We start from the raw sequence: 24,194 nt of genomic DNA, 5'->3' as shown, positions 1-24,194 counted from the left end.
TCATCCTCGGCAAGCTGGCTTTCAAGAAGAAACGGATCCTCCCACGTGAAAGAGGAAAGGTCGGGTTTAGATTGGGGGGCCAGATCTTTCGGCATATCGAAGTCTCCTTGTTTCGCCTAGAGGCGCAGATTTTGGCGGCAGGGTGTTATGGGGGTGCCGAAATGTCCAGCACCTGCCGCATAGTTTTTCGTCAGGACCTGGAGCGCAGGTGCAAAGTAGCTCAGGATGATCCGCCTTCAAGGCGCTCAAACTTTCAGCCAAACGCCCATCTTTTGACCAGCACCCATTGGTCAGTCGCGCACGCTGCAACGCAGCATATGGTGCCTTCCAACCTGCCCCGCTAGGGTTCCTGCAACGCAACAGGAGTGCAGATCGGGTGACAGACCGGCTTTCCATACTCATTGTCGAGGGCGACCGCGACAAGGCCACCTCGATTGTGGACAGTCTTCTGGAAACAGGCGACCACGACATTCAGGTTCTGGGGGCACATACGCGCCTTGCCCGATCGATTGCCGAAATCAATCCCGACATCGTGCTGATCGACGTCTCAAACCCGTCGCGGGATACGATCGAAGAACTGACCCTCGCCTCATCGCCGCTGGAACGGCCGGTCGCGTTGTTCGTCAACCGGTCGGATGACCGCCTGACAAAGACAGCCATTGAATCCGGCGTGTCGGCCTATGTGGTGAACGGGTTGCACAGCGACCGCGTGAAACCGGTTATTGACGCCGCGATTGCCCGCTTTCACATGTTCCAACGTATGCGGTCAGAGCTTGAGGCCACAAAACGCGCCCTTGAAGAACGCAAGATCATCGACCGCGCAAAAGGCATCGTGATGCGCGCGCGCGGGGTCGACGAAGACGAAGCCTATGCCCTGATCCGCAAGACGGCGATGGATCAAGGCAAGAAAATTGCGGATGTCGCGCAGGCGCTTGTGACCGCATCGGAGTTGTTGTGATGCGTACGGTCCCCCTGAAAACCGGCTTCATGCCGCTGGTCGATGCCGCCCCGCTGATCATCGCGCAGGAAATGGGGTTCGCCGAAGAAGAGGGCCTGTCCCTTGACCTGCAACGCGCGCCGTCCTGGTCAACACTGCGTGATTGGCTGGTGCTGGGGCAGTTGGAAACCGCCCAGATGCTGGCCCCGATCCCTGTCGCCATGGCATTGGGGCTTGGCGGTATGACCACGCGGCTTGATGCGCTGTCAGTCCTGTCGGTCAACGGCGATGTGGTCGGCGTCTCGACCGAACTGGCGGACCGCTTGCGCACCAACGGCTTCGTGCCGGATTTCGCGGATGCCCATGCGACAGGCCGCGCGCTCAGCGATCTGGGCGGAGGCTTGCGCGTCGGCGTGCCCTTTCCGTTCTCAATGCATGCCGAGCTTCTTTATTACTGGCTGGGCGCGATGGGGCCAGCCGCCCCCCAGAACCTTGACGTGCGCACCATCCCGCCCCCGTTGATGGCGGATGCCATCCGCGCCGGGGAAATCGACGCTTTCTGCGTGGGCGAACCCTGGGGATCGATCGCGGTCGAACAGGGGCATGGAGAGTTGCTCTTGCCCGGAAGCGCCATCTGGCAGTTCGCTCCCGAAAAGGTGCTGGCCGTGCGCCACGAATGGGCCGAGGCGGAACCAGACCTGACCGGCCTGCTGATGCGGGCCGTGTGGAAGGCGGGGCGCTGGCTGTCGGATCCCGCCCGCATGTCCACCGCAGCGGAAATCCTGTCATGGCCCGAATATCTGGGTGTCAGCGCCGAAGTGATCGAACGCGCCCTGACCGGACGCATGGTCATCGCGCGCAATATCAAGGCCAAGCCCGTGGCGCGCATGGTGACCTTCTTTGACGGTGCCGCCACCTTCCCGTGGAAATCGCAGGCCGCGTGGATCGGCTCGCAAATGGCCGCACGGATCGGTCTGGACCGCGCAAGCGCCGCCCGCACCGCCGAGACGGTATTCCGCACGGACCTTTATCGCAAACATCTGTCTCCGCTGAACGCGGACATGCCCGGCGCCTCGTCGAAATGTGAAGGCGCGCTGACCCATCCGACCGAGGTCGCCTCGGTCAATGGTGCGATGATTCTCGGACCGGACCGGTTCTTTGACGGGGCGATCTTTGACCCACAGGGGCAGAAATGACCAAAAAACAGGCAGTCACCTACGCAATTGCGGCAACGCAGCATTATTTTGCACCCGCAGCACAATCACAGGCTTGCCCTGTGGCGAGTCACCCGGCCTAATGATCTCAAGACGGGGCAAGGGCGTTCCGTCTCTTCTCCCCCATCCCAACGTTTGGGACCTTATGAGCAAAGCCGCTCGACCCTTCGACAGACAGTCGAAGTGCGTCAGCGGCTTTTTTTGTTTTTTTGCCCCGCAAGGGGGCGCGAACGAGGACAAACACATGAAACGGATAGCATCCATTCTCGCAGCGACCACGATGTTCGTAACGCCTGCCATGGCCGAACTGGAACTGGAAAAGGACGAACTGACCTTCGGCTTTATCAAGCTGACCGACATGGCCCCACTGGCCGTGGCCTATGAACAGGGTTTCTTTGATGACGAGGGCCTCTTTGTGACGCTCGAGGCACAGGCCAACTGGAAGGTTCTGCTGGACGGCGTGATCGACGGCCAACTGGACGGCGCGCATATGCTGGCCGGTCAGCCGCTGGCCGCGACCATCGGGTTCGGCACCAAGGCGCATATCATCACCCCCTTCTCGATGGACCTGAACGGCAACGGCATCACCGTGTCGAACCAGATCTGGGAAGAGATGAAGCCCTACGTGCCCCTGATGGACGATGGCCGCCCGCAACATCCGATTTCGGCCAAGTCGCTGGCGCCGGTGGTTGAAAAATACAAGTCCGAGGGCAAGCCCTTTAACATGGGCATGGTGTTCCCGGTTTCGACCCACAATTACGAGCTGCGCTACTGGCTGGCCGCTGGTGGTCTTGAGCCGGGCTATTACAGCCAGGAAAACATCTCGGGCCAAATCGGCGCGGACGTCCTGCTTTCCGTGACACCTCCGCCGCAGATGCCAGCCACCATGGAAGCCGGCACCATCTATGGCTATTGCGTAGGTGAGCCCTGGAACCAGCAGGCCGTTTTCAAGGGCATCGGTGTTCCGGTCATCACCGACTATGAACTCTGGAAGAACAACCCCGAGAAAGTCTTTGGCATCACCGCCGAATTCGCCGAGGAAAACCCCAACACCACCAAGGCCATCGTAAAGGCCCTGATCCGCGCCGCGATGTGGCTGGATGAAAACGACAACGCCAACCGTCCGGAAGCGGTGAAGATCCTGTCGCAGCCCGAATATGTGGGCGCGGATTATGACGTGATCGCGAACTCGATGACCGGCACCTTTGAATACGAAAAAGGTGACAAGCGCGAAGTGCCCGATTTCAACGTGTTCTTCCGCTATAACGCGACCTACCCCTTCTACTCGGACGCGGTTTGGTACCTGACCCAGATGCGCCGCTGGGGCCAGATCGCCGAGGCCAAGCCCGACAGCTGGTATGACGAGGTCGCGCGCTCGGTCTACAAGCCGGAAATCTATCTCGAGGCGGCGAAGCTACTGGTGGATGAAGGTCTGGCCAGTGCCGAGGACTTCCCCTGGGACAGCGATGGCTACAAGGCCCCGACCCCTGCCGAGGATATCATCGACGGCATCGCCTATGACGGAAAAACACCGAACGCCTATCTCGACAGCCTGCCGATCGGCCTGAAAGGCAACCAGAAAGTCGTGGGCACCGAAGTGCAGGGATAACTCCCCCGTCGGCCCGCCCCACCTGCCTGTTACAGGGCAAACGGGGTGGGCCGACACCGACCGCAGCCTGCCAACGGGACACCCAACGCCCAACCCGAGGATCAGATCCATGACCGCGATAGACCCCCAAACCCTTGCCGACGAAGAGCGCGAAGCCCGCCGAGCCCGTCTGTTCACACGTATCAACAAAGCCGACGGATGGTTCCAGGTGCTGGGCCTCAGCTTTGTGACCCCCATTCTCAAGGCTGTTGCCGGCGACAATCCCCGCGCCCAGATGAAGGAAATCTGGCGCCTGCTGGGGGTGCCGGTTCTGGCCATCCTTGCCTTCCTCGCCCTCTGGGGCACGCTGGCCCCCAAGGTGGAAACCTCGCTGGGTGCTGTCCCCGGCCCCAAGGAAGTCTGGACCGAGGCCGTCAACCTGCACGAAGACGCGCAGGCCAAAGCGGCAAAGGAACAGAAGTTCTATGACCGCGTCGAGGCGCGCAACCAGAAATTCATCGAAAAAGGCCAGCCCGAGAAGGTGAAGCAGATCACCTATACCGGTGCGCCCTCTTACTATGACCAGATCTGGACCTCGATCAAAACCGTGTTCTTCGGGTTCCTGATCGGGTCGGCCATTGCGATCCCGCTTGGCATCATGGCAGGCCTCAGCCCCTATGCCAACGCGGCCATCAACCCGCTGATCCAGATCTTCAAACCGGTCTCGCCACTGGCCTGGTTGCCCATCGTCACCATGGTTGTTTCGGCCACTTACACTGTCGATGACGGGTTGTTCTCGAAATCCTTTCTGACATCGGCGATCACCGTGACCCTGTGTTCGCTTTGGCCCACGCTGATCAACACCTCCCTGGGGGTGGCCTCGATCGACAAGGATCTGGTGAGCGTGTCCAAAGTTCTGAAAATGAACACCTACACTAAGATCACCAAGCTGGTGCTGCCCTCGGCCCTGCCGCTGATCTTTACCGGCCTGCGCCTGTCGCTGGGCGTCGGCTGGATGGTTCTGATCGCCGCCGAAATGCTGGCCCAGAACCCCGGTCTTGGCAAGTTCGTCTGGGATGAATTCCAGAACGGCTCTTCCAGCTCGCTCGCGAAGATCATGGTGGCGGTTTTCACCATCGGCATCATCGGCTTCCTGCTGGACCGCCTGATGTACGCGATCCAGTCGCTGTTCACCTTCTCGAACAACCGGTGATCCCCATGAGTATTCTGAAATTCGACAATGTCAGCAAAGGTTTCGGTGAGGGCACAGCCCACACCGAGGTTCTGAAAAACATCAATCTCGACGTGCAGGAAGGCGAATTCCTTGTCATTCTGGGGTTCTCGGGCACCGGCAAAACAACGCTGATCAACCTGATGGCCGGGCTGGAAACACCGTCCAAGGGCAACGTCACCTTTAAAGGCAAGCCCATCACCGGCCCCGGCCCGGAACGCGGCGTGATCTTCCAAAGCTATTCGCTGATGCCGTGGCTGACGGTGAACGGCAACGTGCGGCTTGCGCTGGACTCGGTCTTTCCCAAGATGCCCGCTGCCGAAAAGGCCGCAACTGTCGACAAATACGTCAAGATGGTGGGTCTGGGCCATGCCGCCAGCCGCCGCCCGGCGGAATTGTCGGGGGGGATGCGCCAGCGGGTCAACGTGGCCCGTGCGCTGGCAATGAACCCTGAAATGCTGCTCTTGGATGAACCGCTTTCGGCGCTGGATGCCCTGACACGCGCCAATCTCGCGGACGAGATCGAGGCGATCTGGGAGGCCGACAAGAAAACCTGCGTTCTGATCACCAATGACGTGGACGAGGCGATTATTCTGGCCGACCGGATCATCGCGCTGAACCCTGACGGCACCCTGGGCGAGGAATTCAAGGTCACCATCCCCCGCCCCCGCGACCGGATGGAGATGAACCACCATGACGGATTCAAGAAGCTGCGCGCTGCGATCACCAAATACCTGATGGATGTGGGAATCGACGCCAAGGCGGATATGACGCGGGAACTGCCCAACGTCACGGCGATCCACAACATTCCCAAGGCCCAGGCTGATGTGCGTGCAACCGAAAGCACCCGGACCGACAAGTATCTGGAATTCTCGCAGCTGCACAAAATCTATCCCACACCCAAAGGCCCGCTGACCGTGGTCGAGGATTTCGATCTCAAACTGGAAAAGGGCGAATTCATTTCGCTGATCGGACATTCGGGCTGCGGCAAATCCACGGTCCTGACCATGGCTGCCGGCCTCAACGAGATTTCCAAAGGGGTCATCAACCTTGACGGGCGCGGCGTTGTCGGCGCCGATCCCGAACGTGCCGTGGTGTTCCAGTCGCCCAACCTGTTCCCTTGGCTGTCAGCCAAGGAGAACGTCGCGATTGGGGTCGACAAGGTCTACCCCAAGGCCAGCCAGGCCGAACGGCAGGACGTGGTGGAATACTATCTGGAACGGGTTGGTCTTGGTGACGCGATGGACCGCCCCGCGCATTCCATGTCGAACGGCATGAAACAGCGTGTCGGCATCGCGCGCGCCTTTGCGCTGTCGCCCAAGCTGCTGTTGCTGGACGAACCTTTCGGGATGCTCGACAGCCTGACCCGTTGGGAACTGCAAGAAGTGCTTATGGAGGTCTGGGACCGGACCAAAGTGACCGCGATTTGCGTCACTCACGACGTGGATGAAGCCATTCTTCTGGCCGACCGCGTGGTGATGATGACCAATGGCCCGCAGGCCACCATCGGCAAGATCGTCGATGTCGACCTGCCCCGCCCACGCACGCGCAAGGCGCTGATGGAACATCCTGACTATTATGACTTCCGTCAGGAAGTGCTCGATTTCCTCGAGGAATACGAGCATGGCGCCACGCCGAAACCCAAAGCCCAGTCCCACGCGCCGATTGCAGCGGAGTGAAAGCGATGATGCGCCAACCTTCGACCTGCCCATTGACCGGCAATGCCGGACAGCCACCGACCGCCCTCATGGGCGGGGGCTTCACCCCCACACGCGGTCCGGGCTTGCCCTCCGCTCTTACTAAAATCGCGACTCAGGAGCATTTCCTGTTATGACACAGAAACTGATCATCATCGGGGCCGGCATGGCCTCGGGCCGGGCGCTGGAACACCTGTTGGAACAAGCCCCCGACGCCTTTGACGTCACCCTTTTCAACGCCGAACCGCGCGGCAACTATAACCGCATCATGCTCTCGCCGGTGCTGTCGGGCGACAAGACCTATGACGAGATCGTCACCCATACCGCCGAATGGTACGAAGAAAACGGCGTGACCTGCCGCTTTGGCGAAAGGGTCGTGTCCATCGACCGCAAGGCGAAGACGGTGACTGCCGAAAACGGCGACGTCCTGCCTTATGACAAGCTGATGTTCGGAACCGGATCGAACCCGTTCATCATCCCCCTGCCCGGTCATGATCTGGACGGGGTGATTGCCTATCGCGACCTTGAAGACACCCAACGCATGATGGCACTGGGGGACACGTCGGGCGCACGCGCCGTGGTGATCGGCGGCGGGCTTCTGGGCCTGGAAGCAGCGGCCGGCCTCAAGGCGCGGGGCGTTGATGTGACCGTGGTCCATATCATGGGCCACCTGATGGAACGCCAGCTGGACGAGGCCGCGGGTTATCTCTTGCGCAAGGCGCTGGTGGACAAGGGGATCACTGTCAAATGCTCGGCCAACTCCAAGGAAATCCTTGGCGAAAACGGCAAGGTGCGGGCGCTGTTGCTGGACGATGGCACCGAATTGCCTTGTGACCTTCTGGTCATGGCCGTGGGCATCCGCCCGAACATCGCGCTGGCGCAGGCCGTCGATCTGGACACCGACAAAGGGATCCTCGTCAATGACCAGATGGTCACGTCGGACCCTGATATCGTCGCCGTCGGGGAATGTGTCGAACATGACGGCGCGATCTTCGGCCTTGTCGCACCGCTTTATGATCAAGCCAAGGTCGTCGCCAAAACCCTGCTTGGGGAAGAGGCCACTTTCGTCAACAAGGAGGTCGCAACCAAGCTGAAAGTGACTGGCTGTGACCTGTTCAGCGCGGGCGATTTTGCCGAAACCGACACCCGCGAGGACATCGTGTTCCGCGATCCCGCGCGCGGGGTTTACAAACGGCTCGTGCTTGAGGCCGACAAGCTGGTCGGCGCGGTCATGTATGGTGACACGGCGGACGGGAACTGGTTCTTCGGCCTGATCAAGGACGGCACCGACGTGTCCGAGATGCGCGACACCCTGATCTTTGGGCCCGCCTTCCAAGGAGGGGCCGCCGTGGACCCTATGGCGGCCGTTGCAGCCTTACCGGCTGACGCAGAAATCTGCGGCTGCAACGGCATTTGCAAAGGTCAGATCGTCGAGGCCATCCAGAACGGGGCCACCGACCTTGGCGCGATCCGCGCCACCACCAAGGCATCCGCGTCCTGCGGCACCTGCACCGGCCTTGTCGAACAGGTTCTGGCCACCACGCTGGGCGATGACTTCGTGATCCCCGCCGCAGCCTCGGTCTGTGGCTGCACCGATCTCTCGCACGAGGATGTGCGCCGCCTGATCAAGTCGCAGGAACTGAAATCGCAGGCGGCCGTTTGGCAGGAACTCGGCTGGTCCACCCCCAACGGGTGCCATGTCTGCAGACCTGCGATCAATTACTATCTGCTGGCCGACTGGCCCGTCGAATATCAGGACGACCCGCAGTCGCGCTTTGTGAACGAACGCAATCACGCGAACATTCAGAAAGACGGCACCTACTCCGTGGTGCCGCGCATGTGGGGCGGCGTCACCACGCCCGACGAATTGCGCGCCATCGCCAATGCCGCCGACAAGTACAACGTGCCCACCGTCAAGGTGACCGGCGGCCAGCGGATCGACCTTCTGGGTGTCCGCAAGGAAGACCTGCCCGCCATCTGGTACGATCTCAACCAGGCGGGCATGGTCTCGGGTCATGCATATTCCAAGGGGCTGCGCACGGTGAAAACATGTGTTGGCACGGATCATTGCCGCGTCGCGACGCAGGATTCCACGGGGCTTGGCATCAAGCTGGAAAAACAGCTTTGGGGCTCTTGGACACCGCACAAACTAAAGCTGGGCGTGTCGGGCTGCCCGCGCAACTGCGCCGAAGCCACCTGCAAGGATATCGGCGTGATCTGCGTGGACTCGGGCTACGAGGTCTCGGTCGCGGGCGCCGCCGGCATGGAGGTCAAGGAAACCGAAGCCCTTGCCAAGGTCGAGACCGAGGAAGAGGCGACCGACATCATCGTCGCCTTCACCCAGCTTTACCGTGAACAGGCCAAGTATCTGGACCGCGTCTTCAAATGGACCGCCAAGGTTGGGCTTGACTGGTGCAAGGCACAGGTCGTGGACGATCTGGAAAACCGCAAGGCCCTGATCGCGCGGTTCGAACTCTCGCAAAGCGTCTATCGCACTGATCCCTGGGCGGAACATGCAAAACCCCAAAAGGCCGCGACCTATGCGCCGCTGGCCGACCTCACACTGGAGGCTGCAGAATGAGCTGGCTTGATATCGGACACATCGACGACATCCCCCTGCGCGGGGCCCGTATCGTGAAAACCGCCGTGGGCTGTGTCGCTGTGTTCCGCACGGACGAGACCGAGGTCTTTGCCACCACCGACCGCTGCCCGCACAAGGGCGGCCCCCTGTCCGAGGGCATCGTGCACGGGCGCAAGGTCACCTGCCCGCTGCACAACTGGGTGTTCAGCCTCGAAACCGGCGAAGCACAGGGCGCGGATGACGGCCAGATCGACACCTACGACACGCGCGTGGTCGATGGCCGGATCCTGCTGGATGCCAAGCAGATCAAGGCGCAGGTGGCCGCGTGATGGACGGGGCAGACTTTCCCGCAGCCGCGCGCGGCACAGAGGCGGGCCAAACCATCCGCACCACCTGCCCCTATTGCGGCGTCGGCTGCGGGGTTCTGGCCACCTTGGACGGCTCGGGCGGCGTCAAAATCAAGGGCGACCCGGACCACCCCGCAAATCTGGGACGACTTTGTTCCAAGGGGTCTGCGCTTGGCGAAACCTTTGATCCCGAGGGCCGCCTGCTGGCCCCGAAGATCGGGGGGCAAACCGCAAACTGGGACGCGGCACTTGATCTTGTGGCGGACCGGTTCAAACAGGCGATTGCCGACCACGGCCCCGACAGCGTGGCGTTCTACGTCTCGGGGCAGTTGTTGACCGAGGATTACTATGTCGCCAACAAACTGATGAAAGGCTTCATCGGTTCGGCCAATATCGACACCAATTCGCGGCTTTGCATGGCCTCGACCGTGGCAGGCCATAAGCGCGCCTTTGGCACTGACACCGTTCCGGGCATCTACGAGGATCTGGAACAGGCCGACCTGATCGTTCTGGTGGGGTCGAACCTTGCGTGGTGTCATCCGGTTCTGTTCCAGCGCATTGTCGCGGCCAAGAAGGCGCGGCCCGGCATGAAAGTGGTCAATATCGACCCGCGCCGCACCGCCACCTGTGACATCGCAGATCTGCACCTGCCGATCAAACCGGGCACGGACATCGCCCTGTTCAACCGGCTTTTGTCGGAAATTCATCAACAGGGCTGCGTCGACAGCGCCTTTGTGGCCGAGCATGTCGAAGGGTTCGAGGACGCGCTGAACGCCGCCTCGGGCGAGGACGCCGCCATCACAGGGCTTGACCATAGCGCCCTTCAGACTTTCCTGACTTGGTGGATCGGCACCGAGAAAACCGTGACCGTCTTTTCGCAGGGCGTGAACCAGTCGCGCCAGGGCAGTGACAAGGTGAACGCGATCCTGAACTGTCACCTGGCCACCGGACGTATCGGCAAACCGGGTTGCGGGCCGTTTTCGGTCACGGGGCAACCCAACGCCATGGGCGGGCGCGAGGTTGGGGGTCTGGCCAATATGCTGGCCTGTCATCTCGATATCGAAAACCCCCGCCACCGCGACGTGGTGCAGGGCTTCTGGACGGCGCCGGAGATGCCCACGCAAGCGGGGCTCAAGGCGGTCGACCTGTTTGATGCCGTGGGCCGGGGCAAGATAAAGGCGCTCTGGATCATGTGCACCAACCCCGTGGTCTCATTGCCAGACGCGGACAAGGTCAGGGCCGCGATTGAAAGCTGTGACTTCGTGGTCGTGTCCGACCTTTCTGCCGACACCGACACGGCGCGGCTGGCAGATGTGGTGTTGCCCGCTACCGGTTGGGGCGAAAAGGACGGAACCGTCACCAATTCCGAGCGGATGATCTCGCGTCAGCGCGCGCTCCTGCCGCCGATGGGCGAAGCCCGCCATGACTGGGACATCCTGAGCGATGTCGGCCGCCGCATGGGCTGGTCCGACGCATTTGCCTACGCAAATCCGGTTGATATTTTCCGGGAATACGCCGCCCTGTCCGGCCTTGCCGCCGCCGAGGGGCGCGACTTTGACATTTCCGGTCTGGCGGCGCTGTCGGATGCCGCGTTCGAGGGTTTTGAACCCACCCGTTGGCCCGTTCCTGCCCCCCGGCCCGGGGGCAGCGGGCGCATGTTCGCTGACGGGGCGTTCTATACCCAATCGGGCCGCGCGCGGATGTTGGCGGTACACAATGCCCCTGAACCTGCGGTCTCACCGGACACTCTGCGCCTGAACACGGGCCGGATCCGGGACCAGTGGCACACGATGACGCGCACCGCCAAGTCGCCGCGTCTGAACAGTCACATGGCCGAACCCTATCTCGAACTCCACCCCGAAGATGCCGTCCAACACGGCATCCGGGATGCCGACCTGGTCACAGTCACCTCGGACCACGGGCAGGCCATCCTGCGCGCCCTGATCACTGACCGGGTGCAGGCGGGCACGGCTTTTGCGCCGATCCACTGGACCTCGGAATATGCCAGCGCGGGTCGGATCAGCGCGGTGGTGCCCGCAATCACCGATCCGGTGTCGGGACAACCGGACTCCAAGGCCGCCATGGTCCGCATCCGCCCTTTGGCCCCGGCATGGTATGGGTTCGCCGTGTCGACCGAGACCATACACCCTGCGTCGGACTATTGGGCCACAGCGCGCCATGCGCGCGGCTGGCGGGCCGAACTGGCGGGGGCCGAGACGCCGGAGGACTGGCAAAGCTACGCGCGCGCCCTGTTCGCCCTGCCCGATGCCACCGCCAGCAGTGTGATCGACACAACGCGCGGCACCGCGCGGATCGCCCTGCATCAGGACGGCAAGGTTCTGGCGGCACTCTACTGCGCGCCTGGCCCCGTTTCAGTCTCGCGCAGTTGGGCGGCGGGCCGCATGGGCGGCAGTCTGTCTGCCGCCATACTGGCCGGGCGCCCCGGCGCCGATCAACCTGACCCCGGTGCCACGGTCTGCGCCTGTTTCAACGTGGGCGTGAACACCATTCTCGACGCGATCACGCGCCAGAACCTTGTCTCGGTCGAGCAGATCGGTACGGCGCTTGAGGCCGGATCGAACTGCGGCTCGTGCCGCCCCGAACTGGCCGCGCTACTGGCCAATGCCAACGCCCGCCACGCGGCGGAATAACCCGAAAGAAAGGCCCTGCCATGGATGCTTTCCCGATGTTCATCAAGCTGCGCGACCGAAGCGTGGTCATCGCCGGCGGCGGAGAAACGGCGGCCCAGAAATGCCGCCTGATGCTGAAGACTTCGGCGCGGATCACTGTCCTTGCCCCGGAACTGGACCCCGAATTGCAGGCGCTGGCCGATCAGAAACGTATCACCCATGATCCCAGCCCCGTTACCGCCGACCACTTCGCAGACACGGCCATAGTGTTTCTGGCCACGGGGAACGAGGCACGGGACAAGGCGCTGCACAAGCTGGCCAAGCAGGCCGGGGCGACCGTCAACGTTGTGGATCAACCCGCGCTCTGCGACATCACCACCCCGTCCATCGTCGATCGGGACCCGGTGGTCGTGGCCATTGGCACCGAAGGCACCGCCCCGGTGCTGGCGCGCCGCATCCGCACGGAGATCGAACAGATGCTCGACCCGTCGCTTGGCCGCTTTGCCGCGCTGGCCGGACGCCTGCGCGATGCCGTCGCCGCGCGTATCCCCGCCGGCCAGCCCCGCCTGAAATTCTGGCGCACGGTCTTTTCAGGGCCCGAATGGCAGATGTTCCGCGCAGGATCCGAACGCAAGGCCGCCGAAATGCTCAAGACCCGCATCGCCCAAACCGGCGAAGCGCCCACGGAAACGGGTCACATCGCCCTTGTGGGTGCAGGCCCGGGCGCGCGTGATCTTCTGACCCTGCGCGCAGTCGAACGGCTGCAAGAGGCGGACGTGATTTTCTATGACCGTCTGGTCGATCCCGATATTCTCGAACTCGCGCGGCGCGATGCCGAACGCGTCTATGTGGGCAAGGCGCTTGGCACGCACAACTGGCCACAGGAACGGATCAACGCCGTGATCCTGAACGCCGCCCGCCGGGGCCAGAATGTCGTGCGCTTGAAATCTGGCGATCCCGCCGTGTTCGGACGCGCAACCGAAGAACTTGACGCCGCCCGCGTCGCCGGAATCCCGATCGAGATCGTGCCCGGCATCACCGCCGCTAGCGGGGCTGCGGCATCTCTGGGAAGGGCCCTGACAGAACGCGGCAAGACCGACCGGCTGGTTCTGGCCACGGGCACCTGCAAACCCGGCGATGCCGAACCGGATTGGTCGGAATTGACCCGCCCCGGCACGACCGTGGTGTTTTACATGGCCGTCGCGCAGGCCCCGACGATCCGAGCCAACCTGCTGGCACGGGGCGTGCCTGCGGATTTGCCGATCGAGATTGTCGAACAGGTCAGCACACGCGAAGAACGTCAGGTAGAGGCAAGCCTTGGTGCCCTGCCCGAGGTCTTGGCCGAAAAGGGTATCAAGAACCCCGCAGTCCTGATCCTGCGCTACTCCAAGACCGTTGAGACCGGCAAAAAGAGGGTGCCGCTCGTCGTGGTGTGACCGCGAGCCATAGAACACGCCGACAAACATACCGGCAAAATACTTCTTTTTATTCAGCACCATGCGCCGAGAAAAAGATGTGGCACGGCTCCTTTTTTGCTCTGGCCAAGGGGGATGAATCGTGGAATGAAGCGCGCGCCTCGCGGGATTGACACATGTCATTCCGCCGGGCGTCTGTCCCATTTGCCGTGCGAGGAGGCACAGCGGAGGAGGAGACCGGACAGGCAACAGGCAGGACATCCTGCTGCCACTGATTGAGGTCTCGAAATGGGTCTGACTTGTTTTGACGTGATGGTTCCGCCCGAGAACCAACTCACGATTCATCCGGATGAAAGCGTTGCCACCGCTTTTCAGATGATCCGGCACAGCCGCGCACGGTTTCTGCCGGTCGTGGATGAAAACGGCAAATATGTCGGTGTGTTTACCGCGCCGACGCTTCTGAAGCTGATCTTGCCCAGCGCGGCCACGATTGGCCTGAACTCGGAGACAACCCGGGCCGGCATCGGATCGCTCAGCTTCATGAACCTGTCCAAGGAAGATTTCGACGCGCGGATCGCGCAGTTGAAATTCGAAAAGGTCTCGGACAACCTGTCGAACCCCGACAATATCCCCGTGGCCGCACCGGACACGCCGGTCATGGAAGGCGTCTTCCTGATCTATAAGTACAAGCGCCACGTGATCCTTGTGGACCCCGAGACCGGCAAATTCGTCGGCACGGTCTGCAGCAACTCGCTTCTCGACAGCGTTCTGAGCTAACCCCCTCCTCTTCTGAAATTCTCCTCCTTCACACCGGACCAATACCTTGACCGAACATTCCAGTTCTCACGGAGACGTCGCGTTCTCCGTTCCCGACCTGTTGGGCATCTCGCCCCTGTGGGTCGCCACCGGCATCCTGCTGCTTGTCTATGCCGTACTGATCACCGAGAAACTGAACCGCGCCGTTCTGGCGATGCTGGGCGCGTCGCTGATGGTTCTGTTCGGGATCATCAACCAGGAACAGGCGATTGCAGGCGTCGATTCCAACACGCTGGCGCTTTTGATCGGCATGATGGTGATCGTCGGCATCACGTCGAAATGCGGGTTGTTTCAATACGTGGCGATCAAGGCCGCCAAGCTGGTCAAGGCCAACCCCACCGGCATCCTGATCATGCTGACGCTGATCACGGCGGTGTTCTCGGCGCTTCTGGACAACGTGACCACGGTGCTTCTGATCGCGCCGATCACGCTGTTGATTACCGACGCACTGGGGGTGCGGGTATTCCCGTTCTTCCTGGCCGAAATCCTCGCCTCGAATGTCGGCGGCACCGCCACCCTGATCGGCGACCCGCCCAACATCATCATCGGCTCGGCCGCGGGGCTCAGCTTTAATGATTTCGTCGTGAATCTCGCACCGATTTCCGCGATCTGCCTCGTGATCCTGACCGGCATCATTTACCTGATGAACCGCAAGGAACTGGCCGCGATCCCGCCCGAGGCCAGCGCCCGCATCATGAAATTCGACGAAACCGAAGCGATCACCAACTATCCGCTAATGTTCAAGTCGCTGGGTGTTCTGGCCCTTGTGCTAGCAGGCTTCACGCTTGGGCATGGATATGGCATTCAGCCGGGCACCTCGGCGCTGGCCGGGGCCGCACTCTTGATGCTCTTGGCCTATGGCCACCAGCACGGTGAGAAACAGTCGGAATCCGTGCACCACATCTTTGGCGAGGTCGAATGGATCACCATCTTCTTCTTTGGTGGCCTGTTCGTGATCGTCGCCGGGGTAGAACATGTGGGGCTGCTGGACTATTTCGGAGAGAAAGTGCTGGAACTGACCGAGGGCGACATGATGAAAACCGCCTTCTTTATCTTCTGGGCCTCGGGCATCTTGTCGGCCATTCTCGACAATATCCCCTTTGTGGCGACGATGATCCCGCTGATCGAATCCACCGCCGACACCTTTGGCGGACCCGAGGCGATCGAGCCGCTGTGGTGGTCTCTGGCGCTTGGGGCCTGCCTTGGGGGGAACGGTACGCTTCTGGGCGCGTCCGCCAACCTGACCGTGGCGGCATTCGCGGAAAAGGCCAAACAGCCGATCCCCTTCCTCACCTTCATGAAAATCGCCTTCCCGATCATGATCCTGACGCTGGCGATTTCGAACGTGTATCTCTGGCTGCGGTATTTCTATTGACGGCAAGGCGCGCCTTATCGTGCAAAAAGGGCCCGGAGCAACCACTTCGGGCCTTTTCATGTCCACGTCGGCGGTACGTCAGGCGTTCAGGAAAGGGGCGTGCTGCATCGTGTCGGGGATTTCGGCGCCCAGTCGGGTCAGGATCGTGGGGGCCAGTTGGCGCTGATCCAGCAAGGTGTCGCTGTCCGGCCCCTCGGCTGCGCCGAAATAATACAGCGCAAAATCCTGCTGATCCGCACCGCGTCCGCCGTGATGGCCGCGTGCATTCTGTCCGTGGTCGGCAGTGACAATAACCTCATAGCCGCTGTCACGCCACCGCCGAACATATTGCGCAAGCTTTTCGTCGAGGTGAAAAATCGCATTGTCCATTTCATAGCAGTCATGCTGAAATCGGTGCCCCATCGAGTCGAGCGTGCAGGTATGCAGGATGCCATAGTCAATACCGAACCGCTCGCCCAGCATGGTCAGCGTGGCGAACAGGTCCGCATCCGAGGGGGTCATCTGGTTGCGCATGTTGTAGCCGGTCATCGTGTGAAACCGGCCATGGTTGATGCTGGTGCTTTCGGGTTCGTCATATTCGATGTCGCGCACAGGATCAAACGGGGCCCGGTTAAAAAACTCGGACCAGTAGGAATGGGTGACCGCTCCGGTGACACCCCCTGCCAGCCGGACCTGGCTGAAAATGTCGGGCAGACCGACACGGAACACATTGTCATTGCCAGTGACCCCGTGCACCGCAGGCGTCACGCCGGTGTGGATCGAGGCATAGCAGCTGGCCGAGGTCGAGGGCAGCACCGAGCGCATCCGCCATTTGTGCGCCGCGCCGGCATCAACCCAGCCCTCAAGGTTTCCGAACAGGTCCCAGTTGCGCCAAGGCACCCCGTCCAGAACGATCAAAAGAAGTTTGGCTTTCATGCGCGCCCATCCTCGCCTGGCAGTCTTTCGTTTACGGGATCATCCCGGCATGTTTGCATAAAACATGCGTCCCGCCGAGAGTCTCCACAAGCATGACGACACCTGCTTGACGCTTTTGTGAGACGGTGGGGAAATTCGTATGAAACACGCTCGGGCAGAAAGGGGCCCGCCTGGGCCCCTTCGTCGGGTATGAAAACCCCGCGCGCTGCGTCGTGGGTTCGGGTATCACACGAGATCAAACACCACGACCTCGCCCTCGGGACCCGGCACCGGAAGGCGCAAAACGACGCGGTCGATATCTTCATTGAGGAACTCGACGATCCGTTGTCCACGATAGAAAAGGGCGGTCTCTTGATTGTATGTCTCGGCCTCCTCATTCGGGTTCACCAATGTCACGTTGGTTGTGCGCACCCAGAAATCTGCCGTGTCGACTAACGATCCATCTATCACGATCGTATCACCCTCAGCCGCCGAATAATCGTGAATCCGCAAGTGATCTCCGCCGAGCAGTGCCCCATTGAGGAAGAAGCGATCTGCGCCATCGCCACCTGTGACAAGGTCCCGACCAAGCCCTCCGAAGATGAAATCGTCCCCCGCACCCCCAAGGATGGTGTCGTTGCCATACCCGCCAATCAACGTGTCATCGCCATCTTCTCCATTGAGATAATCACCCGACGCCCCCCCAAAGATGCTGTCATTGCCTGCGCCGCCATAAAGCCGGTCACGCCCCCCTGACAGATTTCCGTCGTCCCCCGTGATCGTATCCTGCCCGTCACTCCCCCCGATAGTATCATTGCCAAGGCCCCCGTTCAGGACATCATCCCCTGCCCCGCCTCCGACGTGGTCGTGATCAGCCCCGCCTTCAATGGTGTCGTTGCCCTCCATACCCAAAAGCCAGTCCGGACCGTTGCCCCCTTCGATGCTGTCGTGACCGTCCCCGCCATAGACACTGTCTGATCCTTCTCCGCCGGCCACTGTGTCATCACCAGTGCCACCGCTCAGAAGATCGTGACCGTCGTCCCCAAAGAGACTGTCATTGCCGTCGCCGCCATGCACGGTGTCGTCCCGCCCGGCCCCGGCCAGCGTGTCGTTGCCAGCAAGCCCGAAGACAAAATCCGCCCCGGCAAAGCCGGTCAGGTCATCATCTCCTGCTGTGCCCCCCACCGTCTCGTCCCCGACAATAGACAGCGTGAACGCCGTTAAGGCATTTTGCCCGTCAGTTTCAGTCGCGAGGATCTGAAGCGCCAGATCGCCTTCGCGCGACGCATCCATATCGCTGGCCGAAAACCCAAGCGTGCGGTTGTCGAACGACAGCCAGTCCGGCAAGGCGCCACCATCCGCCATCCGAATGTCATAGGTCACGGGACCACCCGAGAGATCCTCGAACAGATCATAAGGTACCTGCCATGCGAAATCCTCGCCGTAATAAGCGCTGTTCACATCAATCACGCCGGTTTGGACGGGCACGTCATCCACCCCGTTGACCCTCAGGTACACGGTGGCCGTTGCTGTACCACCAACCCCATCGTCAATCGTGTAGGTAAAGCTGTCCTCTTCGCGGTCCGCCTCGTCCAGCGCCTGAATCGTGGCCGATCCGGTGGGATCATAGGTGATCGTTCCATCCGCGTTCAACGTGACCGCCGCGCCCAGCGCGCTTGTGGCCGACACGGCGATGATCGACACCGGTTCATTGTCCGGATCGCTGTCATTGCTCAACAGATCAGCGCCGTCCACCGTTGCGGTCCGGTTGGCACTCACCAGCAATCCCTGCTCTGTGGACGCGGCAAAATTTCGGATCGCGGCATTATAGACCCCTGTGCCGTCCGCCGATGAGTTCTCCCAACTGCGCCAGTTACTATTTACGCCGCCGGACTGCCCGTTGGACACATAAGCGATCTCGCCCTCGCCCAACTGGCGCAAACTCCAGGACGCGCCCCCCAAATAGCTGCTGGGCACGATCACCTGCGTGCCGAGATCAGGATCGACAAATATGGTATCCAAATCACCATAGTAATCCTGCGGTTGAAGCCCGCGGATGTCGACCACACCGGTGGTCAAGCTGCTCTCTACATCGTTGATCGGGCGGGGGCCACCAAAGTCGCGGCTTCCGGTTCCCCCAAGAAAAGCAATCAAACGGTCATCGCGCGGACTGGCCACCGAGTCATAGCCGGTTACGAAGACCCGGCCACCGTCGGTCACATACTCGGTAAGGTTTGCGAACATCTCGGGGTCGGTGTGTTGGTCGCCTGCCCCGTTTCCGGATGCACTCCAGAATATGGCACCATAGTCGGAAAGGTCCTGCTGCAGGCGCCAGGTTGTTCCTCTGGAGAAATTATCCAGAACGCCGTCCACCTCATACCCAACGGACCGCAAGGCATTGGCGATACCGCGCCCGGCACCGCTGTCTGACACGAAAAGAATACGGTTGGCCCCGCCAAGCAGGTCATCTTCGGCAATGGGGGTCTGGTTCGCTGCACCTTCGGGCATGATATCTCACCTTCAATCTATCAAATGAATTCAACAACAACCCTGACACGAATCCCGGATTCGCTCCAGACCCTCATAGGACAGGGACACAAGGGTCGGCGCAGATGCTGCAGCAGCAGGCACCAAATGCCGCGCTCCTATCGCCTACATGCCTGCAAGCAAATTGCCCGAACACTTGATGCAAAACCGGTCACACAAGGGCTTGCACCCCCGTCAAGGAAACGATAAACGCATCGCACCACAAGGCTGGCGAGTTGGCGGAGTGGTGACGCAGCGGATTGCAAATCCGTGTACACCGGTTCGATTCCGGTACTCGCCTCCAACACTTAGCTAAAATTGCGTCACCCAGTTTACAGGTCGGTGTACACCGTAGTCCGTCAGGTTTCCTTTTCGTCACATCGTGAAACCCTTCGCATAGCCTGGGTGAGGAATGGTCAGATCTGGAAAACGACGCCATCGTGGCGGACTATTTCGCCATGCTTTCTGATGAGTTGGTCGGCAACAGATACAACAAGGCCGCCCACAACCGGGCCTTGCAGGAGTTGGTCGGCCGCTCCAATGGTTCGATCGAGGTCAAGCATCAGAACATCTCGGCGGTCCTCAAGGGGTTGGGTGAAACCTGGATCAACGGCTACAAGCCCGCCTTCAATTTCCAGATGTCTTTGGTGGAGGCGGTTGCCCGGCACCTCCAGCAAAGCGGAGAGTGGGTTGCCAGGAAGCCTTCCCTTCCAATGGGAGTATCGGAGCCTCTTGGAGCAAAAGGCACGATGGGTCAGTCATGAATCTCGAATGGCCGCACTTTGCAGGGATCACGACAGGACGACTGGATTTCGGTGCAGGCGTTTGGCGGTAATGAAACCGATGATCGTCTTTTCGGATATGCGGGCAACGACTTGCTCAACGGCGGCAACGGCAATGACAGCCTCTATGGCGGGCTGGGACGCGACACGTTGAATGGCGGCGACGGGGATGGCCTGCTTGTCGGCGGCAACGGCTTTGACACCGACATCTTCGACGGCGGCACGGGTCACGACACGCTGGTCCTGCAGGGCGCGCGGGCAGAGTATGACATCGCCATCGTGAACGGGCTCTACCAGATCAGCCACACCGGCGGCACAAGGCGCGACGGCATCGACCATTTTTGCCAATATCGAGACGTTGCAGTTTGCGGATATGGTGCTTGAAGAACAGGCCTGGTTGCTCTGACCCACGCGGTCAGACACACCCCGACGCCCGCCTCTCTATTGGGGGTGCCGCCCCGATCGACATTCGACAACCCGCCTTGCGCTGGCTATCGTGGTGGCATTGGCAAACGGGACGGGCGCGATGGCCGGAAAACCTGACAAAAACCTGACCGAGACGCGCAACCGGGCGCTGATGGCCACAGGTGTTGCGACGCTTCTGGTCACGGCCCTGTTCCTGACGCTGGTGCAGGGGTTCCTGATCGCGCTCAGCCTTGCGGGGATCTGCGCCGTGCTGGCACGCCCCCTGTTTGACTGGTTCCACCGAGTGTTGGGAGGACGAACGGGGCTGGCCAGCGGGCTGACCCTGATCGTCTGCACCCTGTCCGTGATCACGCCGCTAATCCTGATCACTTACGAGGCCGCCGTGCAGGCCGTCGAGGTGTTCCGCGATTCAGATGAACTGCTCGAAACCCTGTCGGAAGACGTGAAAGAGCTGCGCGAGGGCACGCTGCGCTGGCCGGACTGGCTGCCCTTCAAGGATACACTCGAACGGGCAGGCCCCCAGATCTATGCCAAGGCGCAGCAACTCATGGGGTCGCTGGCCTCGTTCTTTGCCACCTCGCTGTCGCACCTGACCAATGGCACTGCGACCTTCTTCCTGAGCCTGTTCACTTTCCTTTACGCGATGTTCTTCTTTCTGCCGATGAACACCACGGTGTTCGCACAGATGCTCGCCTATTCCGGCCTGCCCACCGATTTGCAGGCCAAGATCGACGCGAGGATCATCTCGGTCAGCCGTGCCACGATCCGGGGCACTTTCCTGATCGGCATCATCCAGGCTATCCTTGGCGGGCTCAGCTTCTGGGTTGTTGGAATAGAGGGCGTGATGTTCTGGTCCGTCATCATGGCGCTTCTGGCGGCCATTCCGGCGGTGGGCGCTGGGCTTATCGTGTTCGGCGGGGCCGTATATCTTGGCATCGAGGGCGAGTTTGCCAAGGCGCTGGCGTTGGCTGCCTGGGCGGCGCTGGTGGTGGGTTCGGTCGACAACATCCTGCGCCCGCGCCTTGTGGGCAAGGATGCGGGCATGTCGGACCTGTGGGTCTTTGTCAGCATTCTGGGCGGACTCGGGCTGTTCGGGGCGGCGGGGATCATCCTTGGGCCGGTCTGTGCCGGGGTGTTCCTGACGCTGTGGACCGAGGTCGGCCCGGACGATCCGACCCCGGTCGAGACGGAAGACGACACCTGAACCATCTCGTTGGGGGTTGCCAGCATCGTCCCCATAACCCACCCTGTCACAGAGACCGGAACAGACACACGCACGGCGGCCATGGGCCCGCGCCGGTGTTGGAAACCAAAGGAGATTGCCATGCCGACCAAGGCCGAACTCGAAGAAGAGCTGAAAGAGCTTCGCAAATTGCTGGCGGAGAAGGCGGCCCCGCCCGAGGAAAACGAACCCTCTGACGGGGACGGGTCCGGCGACACGCTGTTGGGCAAGCTGAGTATCGAGGACGAGGTGACAAGCCTTCTCAATGATCTCGACGACTTTCCGCATAAATCCGCCCTGCTATTTGCGCTGGGGGTCTTTGCCCTTGGCTTCATGGCTGGACGCGGCAAATAGGAGACCCCCATGAACCGTATCTCCAGAAACATCTCTATCATCCTGCGGTCGGAACGGCTGATCGCGCAACATCACCTGGCCGTGCTGCGCCGTCAGACGGGTCTCATGGCGGCGGCGGGGATTGCCGCCGCTGTTGGGCTGGTCATGCTGAACGTGGCGGCCTTTTTTGCGCTGGCCGAAACCCTATCCTACGCCATGTCGGGTCTGATCGTGGCGCTGGTCAATATCGGGTTGGCGGTGCTGCTTGCCGTGATCGCCACGAAATCCGACGTCGGCGACGAAACCGCCGCTGTGACCGAAGTGCGCGATATGGCGCTTGAGGATATCGAGGCCGAGCTGCGCGGTGTCGCGACCGAGGCCAAAGAGGCGACGGACGCGCTCAAGAAAATGGCGCGCGATCCCTTGGGTGTGGTTGCGCCGGGGGCGGCCGGTGCAATTGCCAAGGCACTGATCAACAACCTCAAGAAATGATGCGCGCGGCGCGCGTCTATCCCAAAATTCCGGGCAGGCGCAGCCCGTGCACGCGGGCACAGTCGATCGCGGTTTCATAGCCCGCATCCGCGTGCCGCCACACCCCCGAGGCCGGATCGTTCCACAAAACACGTTCGATCCGGCGCGCGGCCTCGTTGGTGCCGTCGGCACAGATCACCACGCCCGCATGTTGCGAAAACCCCATGCCGACTCCGCCCCCGTGGTGCAGTGACACCCAGGTCGCACCCGAGGCCGTGTTGACCAGCGCATTCAACAGCGGCCAGTCCGACACCGCGTCCGACCCGTCGCGCATCGCCTCGGTTTCGCGGTTGGGCGACGCGACCGACCCGCTGTCCAGATGGTCTCGCCCGATCACAACTGGCGCGCTCAACTCGCCGTTGCGCACCATCTCGTTAAAGGCCAGTCCCGCCTTGTGACGGTCCCCCAGCCCGATCCAGCAGATCCGCGCTGGCAACCCCTGAAAGGATATGCGGTCGGCGGCCATGTCCAGCCAACGGTGCAGGTGGGTGTTTTCGGGGAAAAGCGCTTTCATCTTGGCGTCGGTCTTGCGGATATCCTCGGGGTCGCCGGACAAAGCCACCCAGCGAAACGGCCCGATGCCGCGACAGAACAGCGGCCGGATATAGGCCGGCACGAACCCCGGGAAATCAAACGCGTTTTCCAGCCCTTCTTCCAGCGCCATCTGCCGGATGTTGTTGCCGTAATCCACCGTCGGAATGCCCATTGCGTGAAAATCGCACATCGCCTTGACCTGTACTTTCATACTGGCGCGGGCGGCTTTCTCGACATCTTTCGGGGCGGTTTCGCGTTTCGACTTCCACTCGGCCAGCGACCAGCCCTGCGGCAGGTAGCCATTCACCGGATCATGCGCGCTGGTTTGATCGGTGACGATATCGGGGCGCACGCCGCGCCGGACCAGTTCGGGAAAAACGTCCGCCGCATTGCCCAAAAGCCCTACCGATTTCGCCTCGCCCGCCTTGGTCCAGCGGTCGATCATCTCCAGCGCCTCGTCCAGACTCTCGGCCTGTTCATCAAGGTATCCGGTACGCAGGCGGAAGGCGATGCTGTCGGGGTTGCATTCCACGGCCAGACAGCAGGCCCCCGCAAACACGGCCGCCAGTGGTTGCGCCCCACCCATACCGCCAAGGCCCCCGGTCAGGATCCAGCGCCCGCGCAAATCGCCGCCGTAATGCTGACGTCCGGCCTCGGCGAAAGTTTCATAGGTGCCCTGCACGATGCCCTGCGTGCCGATATAGATCCACGACCCCGCCGTCATCTGACCGTACATCATCAACCCCTTGCGATCGAGTTCATTGAAATGATCCCACGTCGCCCAATGCGGCACGAGGTTGGAATTGGCGATCAGAACGCGCGGTGCATCCGCATGGGTTTTCACGATGGCGACGGGTTTGCCCGACTGCACCACGAGTGTCTCGTCCACCTCGAGGTCTTTCAGGCTGTCCACGATCAGGTCGAAATCCTGCCATGTCCGCGCCGCGCGTCCGATCCCGCCATAGACCACCAACTCGTGCGGGTTCTCGGCCACATCAGGGTGCAGGTTGTTCATCAGCATTCGCAACGGGGCCTCGGTCAGCCAGCTCTTGGCCGTCAACTCGGGGCCGGTGGGCGGAAAGATATCGCGGGCGTTCTTGCGCGGGTGTTGCATG

At 61.4% G+C, this 24,194-nt stretch carries 18 protein-coding genes, 1 tRNA gene and 1 pseudogene; 17 read left to right on the top strand and 3 right to left on the bottom strand.

What is annotated here, in order from left to right; translation table 11 throughout:
• The first annotated feature begins 376 nt into the window (after nucleotides 1-376).
• From WNE31_RS11565 to WNE31_RS11515, 11 genes are all read left to right on the top strand, one after another.
• On the top strand, nucleotides 377-958 hold the full coding sequence (locus WNE31_RS11565; protein ID WP_349979934.1) for an ANTAR domain-containing response regulator: 582 nt from the start codon (nucleotides 377-379) through the stop codon (nucleotides 956-958).
• Nucleotides 958-2,133 (top strand): ABC transporter substrate-binding protein, encoded by a 1,176-nt coding sequence (locus tag WNE31_RS11560; RefSeq protein WP_349979933.1) that lies wholly within the window; start codon nucleotides 958-960, stop codon nucleotides 2,131-2,133. The genes WNE31_RS11565 and WNE31_RS11560 overlap by 1 nt, the downstream gene beginning before the upstream one ends.
• 262 nt (nucleotides 2,134-2,395) lie before the next feature.
• Nucleotides 2,396-3,760 carry a CmpA/NrtA family ABC transporter substrate-binding protein gene (locus WNE31_RS11555; RefSeq protein ID WP_349979932.1) on the top strand — a complete coding sequence of 455 codons (1,365 nt, stop codon included), beginning with the start codon at nucleotides 2,396-2,398 and terminating at the stop codon, nucleotides 3,758-3,760.
• 109 nt (nucleotides 3,761-3,869) lie between these two features.
• Nucleotides 3,870-4,952, top strand: a complete 1,083-nt coding sequence (locus tag WNE31_RS11550) for an ABC transporter permease (RefSeq protein ID WP_349979931.1) — start codon at nucleotides 3,870-3,872, stop codon at nucleotides 4,950-4,952.
• Nucleotides 4,953-4,957: 5 nt separating this feature from the next.
• Nucleotides 4,958-6,649, top strand: coding sequence for an ABC transporter ATP-binding protein (locus WNE31_RS11545; protein WP_349979930.1), 1,692 nt, complete (start codon nucleotides 4,958-4,960; stop codon nucleotides 6,647-6,649).
• A gap of 151 nt (nucleotides 6,650-6,800) precedes the next feature.
• Nucleotides 6,801-9,248 carry a nitrite reductase large subunit NirB gene (gene nirB / locus WNE31_RS11540; protein ID WP_349979929.1) on the top strand — a complete coding sequence of 816 codons (2,448 nt, stop codon included), beginning with the start codon at nucleotides 6,801-6,803 and terminating at the stop codon, nucleotides 9,246-9,248.
• The gene (gene nirD, locus WNE31_RS11535) at nucleotides 9,245-9,577 is read left to right on the top strand and encodes a nitrite reductase small subunit NirD (protein ID WP_349979928.1); all 333 of its coding nucleotides are present in this window, start codon (nucleotides 9,245-9,247) and stop codon (nucleotides 9,575-9,577) included. Before nirB ends, nirD begins: the two co-directional genes overlap by 4 nt.
• Nucleotides 9,577-12,246: a molybdopterin-dependent oxidoreductase gene (locus WNE31_RS11530; RefSeq protein ID WP_349979927.1), complete on the top strand. Its 2,670-nt coding sequence runs from the start codon at nucleotides 9,577-9,579 to the stop codon at nucleotides 12,244-12,246. Before nirD ends, WNE31_RS11530 begins: the two co-directional genes overlap by 1 nt.
• Nucleotides 12,247-12,266: 20 nt before the next feature.
• A complete protein-coding gene (gene cysG / locus WNE31_RS11525) occupies nucleotides 12,267-13,661 on the top strand; it encodes a siroheme synthase CysG (RefSeq protein WP_349979926.1) in 1,395 nt (464 codons plus the stop codon).
• Nucleotides 13,662-13,928: 267 nt separating this feature from the next.
• Nucleotides 13,929-14,417 (top strand): CBS domain-containing protein, encoded by a 489-nt coding sequence (locus WNE31_RS11520; RefSeq protein ID WP_349979925.1) that lies wholly within the window; start codon nucleotides 13,929-13,931, stop codon nucleotides 14,415-14,417.
• 46 nt (nucleotides 14,418-14,463) lie between these two features.
• Nucleotides 14,464-15,831, top strand: coding sequence for an ArsB/NhaD family transporter (locus WNE31_RS11515; RefSeq protein WP_349979924.1), 1,368 nt, complete (start codon nucleotides 14,464-14,466; stop codon nucleotides 15,829-15,831).
• A gap of 78 nt (nucleotides 15,832-15,909) precedes the next feature.
• On the opposite strand, the gene WNE31_RS11510 is transcribed toward WNE31_RS11515, so the two are convergent.
• Complete coding sequence (locus tag WNE31_RS11510) at nucleotides 15,910-16,746, bottom strand: alkaline phosphatase family protein (RefSeq protein WP_349979923.1); 837 nt, start codon at nucleotides 16,744-16,746, stop codon at nucleotides 15,910-15,912.
• 225 nt (nucleotides 16,747-16,971) lie between these two features.
• On the bottom strand, nucleotides 16,972-19,233 hold the full coding sequence (locus WNE31_RS11505) for an Ig-like domain-containing protein (protein WP_349979922.1): 2,262 nt from the start codon (nucleotides 19,231-19,233) through the stop codon (nucleotides 16,972-16,974).
• A 248-nt stretch (nucleotides 19,234-19,481) separates the two neighbouring features.
• On the opposite strand from WNE31_RS11505, the gene WNE31_RS11500 reads away from it, so the two are divergent.
• The 6 genes and pseudogenes from WNE31_RS11500 (at nucleotide 19,482) to WNE31_RS11475 (ending at nucleotide 22,506) form a co-directional block, all read left to right on the top strand.
• A tRNA-Cys gene (locus WNE31_RS11500) sits at nucleotides 19,482-19,555 on the top strand.
• Nucleotides 19,556-19,709: 154 nt separating this feature from the next.
• Nucleotides 19,710-19,964: pseudogene (locus WNE31_RS11495) on the top strand (protein NO VEIN domain-containing protein); the annotation flags it as partial.
• 69 nt (nucleotides 19,965-20,033) lie between these two features.
• Entirely contained in the window at nucleotides 20,034-20,417 is a 384-nt protein-coding gene (locus WNE31_RS11490) for a calcium-binding protein (protein ID WP_349979921.1), read from the top strand.
• A 142-nt stretch (nucleotides 20,418-20,559) separates the two neighbouring features.
• Nucleotides 20,560-21,663 (top strand): AI-2E family transporter, encoded by a 1,104-nt coding sequence (locus WNE31_RS11485; RefSeq protein WP_349979920.1) that lies wholly within the window; start codon nucleotides 20,560-20,562, stop codon nucleotides 21,661-21,663.
• Nucleotides 21,664-21,783: 120 nt separating this feature from the next.
• Nucleotides 21,784-22,035 carry a hypothetical protein gene (locus WNE31_RS11480; protein ID WP_349979919.1) on the top strand — a complete coding sequence of 84 codons (252 nt, stop codon included), beginning with the start codon at nucleotides 21,784-21,786 and terminating at the stop codon, nucleotides 22,033-22,035.
• Between the two features lie 9 nt (nucleotides 22,036-22,044).
• Nucleotides 22,045-22,506, top strand: coding sequence for a hypothetical protein (locus WNE31_RS11475; protein ID WP_349979918.1), 462 nt, complete (start codon nucleotides 22,045-22,047; stop codon nucleotides 22,504-22,506).
• 16 nt (nucleotides 22,507-22,522) lie between these two features.
• Here WNE31_RS11475 and hutU read toward each other — a convergent pair whose 3' ends face one another.
• Nucleotides 22,523-24,193: a urocanate hydratase gene (gene hutU / locus WNE31_RS11470; protein ID WP_349979917.1), complete on the bottom strand. Its 1,671-nt coding sequence runs from the start codon at nucleotides 24,191-24,193 to the stop codon at nucleotides 22,523-22,525.
• Nucleotide 24,194 lies beyond the last annotated feature (1 nt).

Origin of the sequence: Shimia fortis (genome assembly GCF_040225985.1) — a bacterium.
GTDB lineage: Bacteria > Pseudomonadota > Alphaproteobacteria > Rhodobacterales > Rhodobacteraceae > Shimia.
This window is presented reverse-complemented; position numbering and strand designations above follow the sequence as displayed.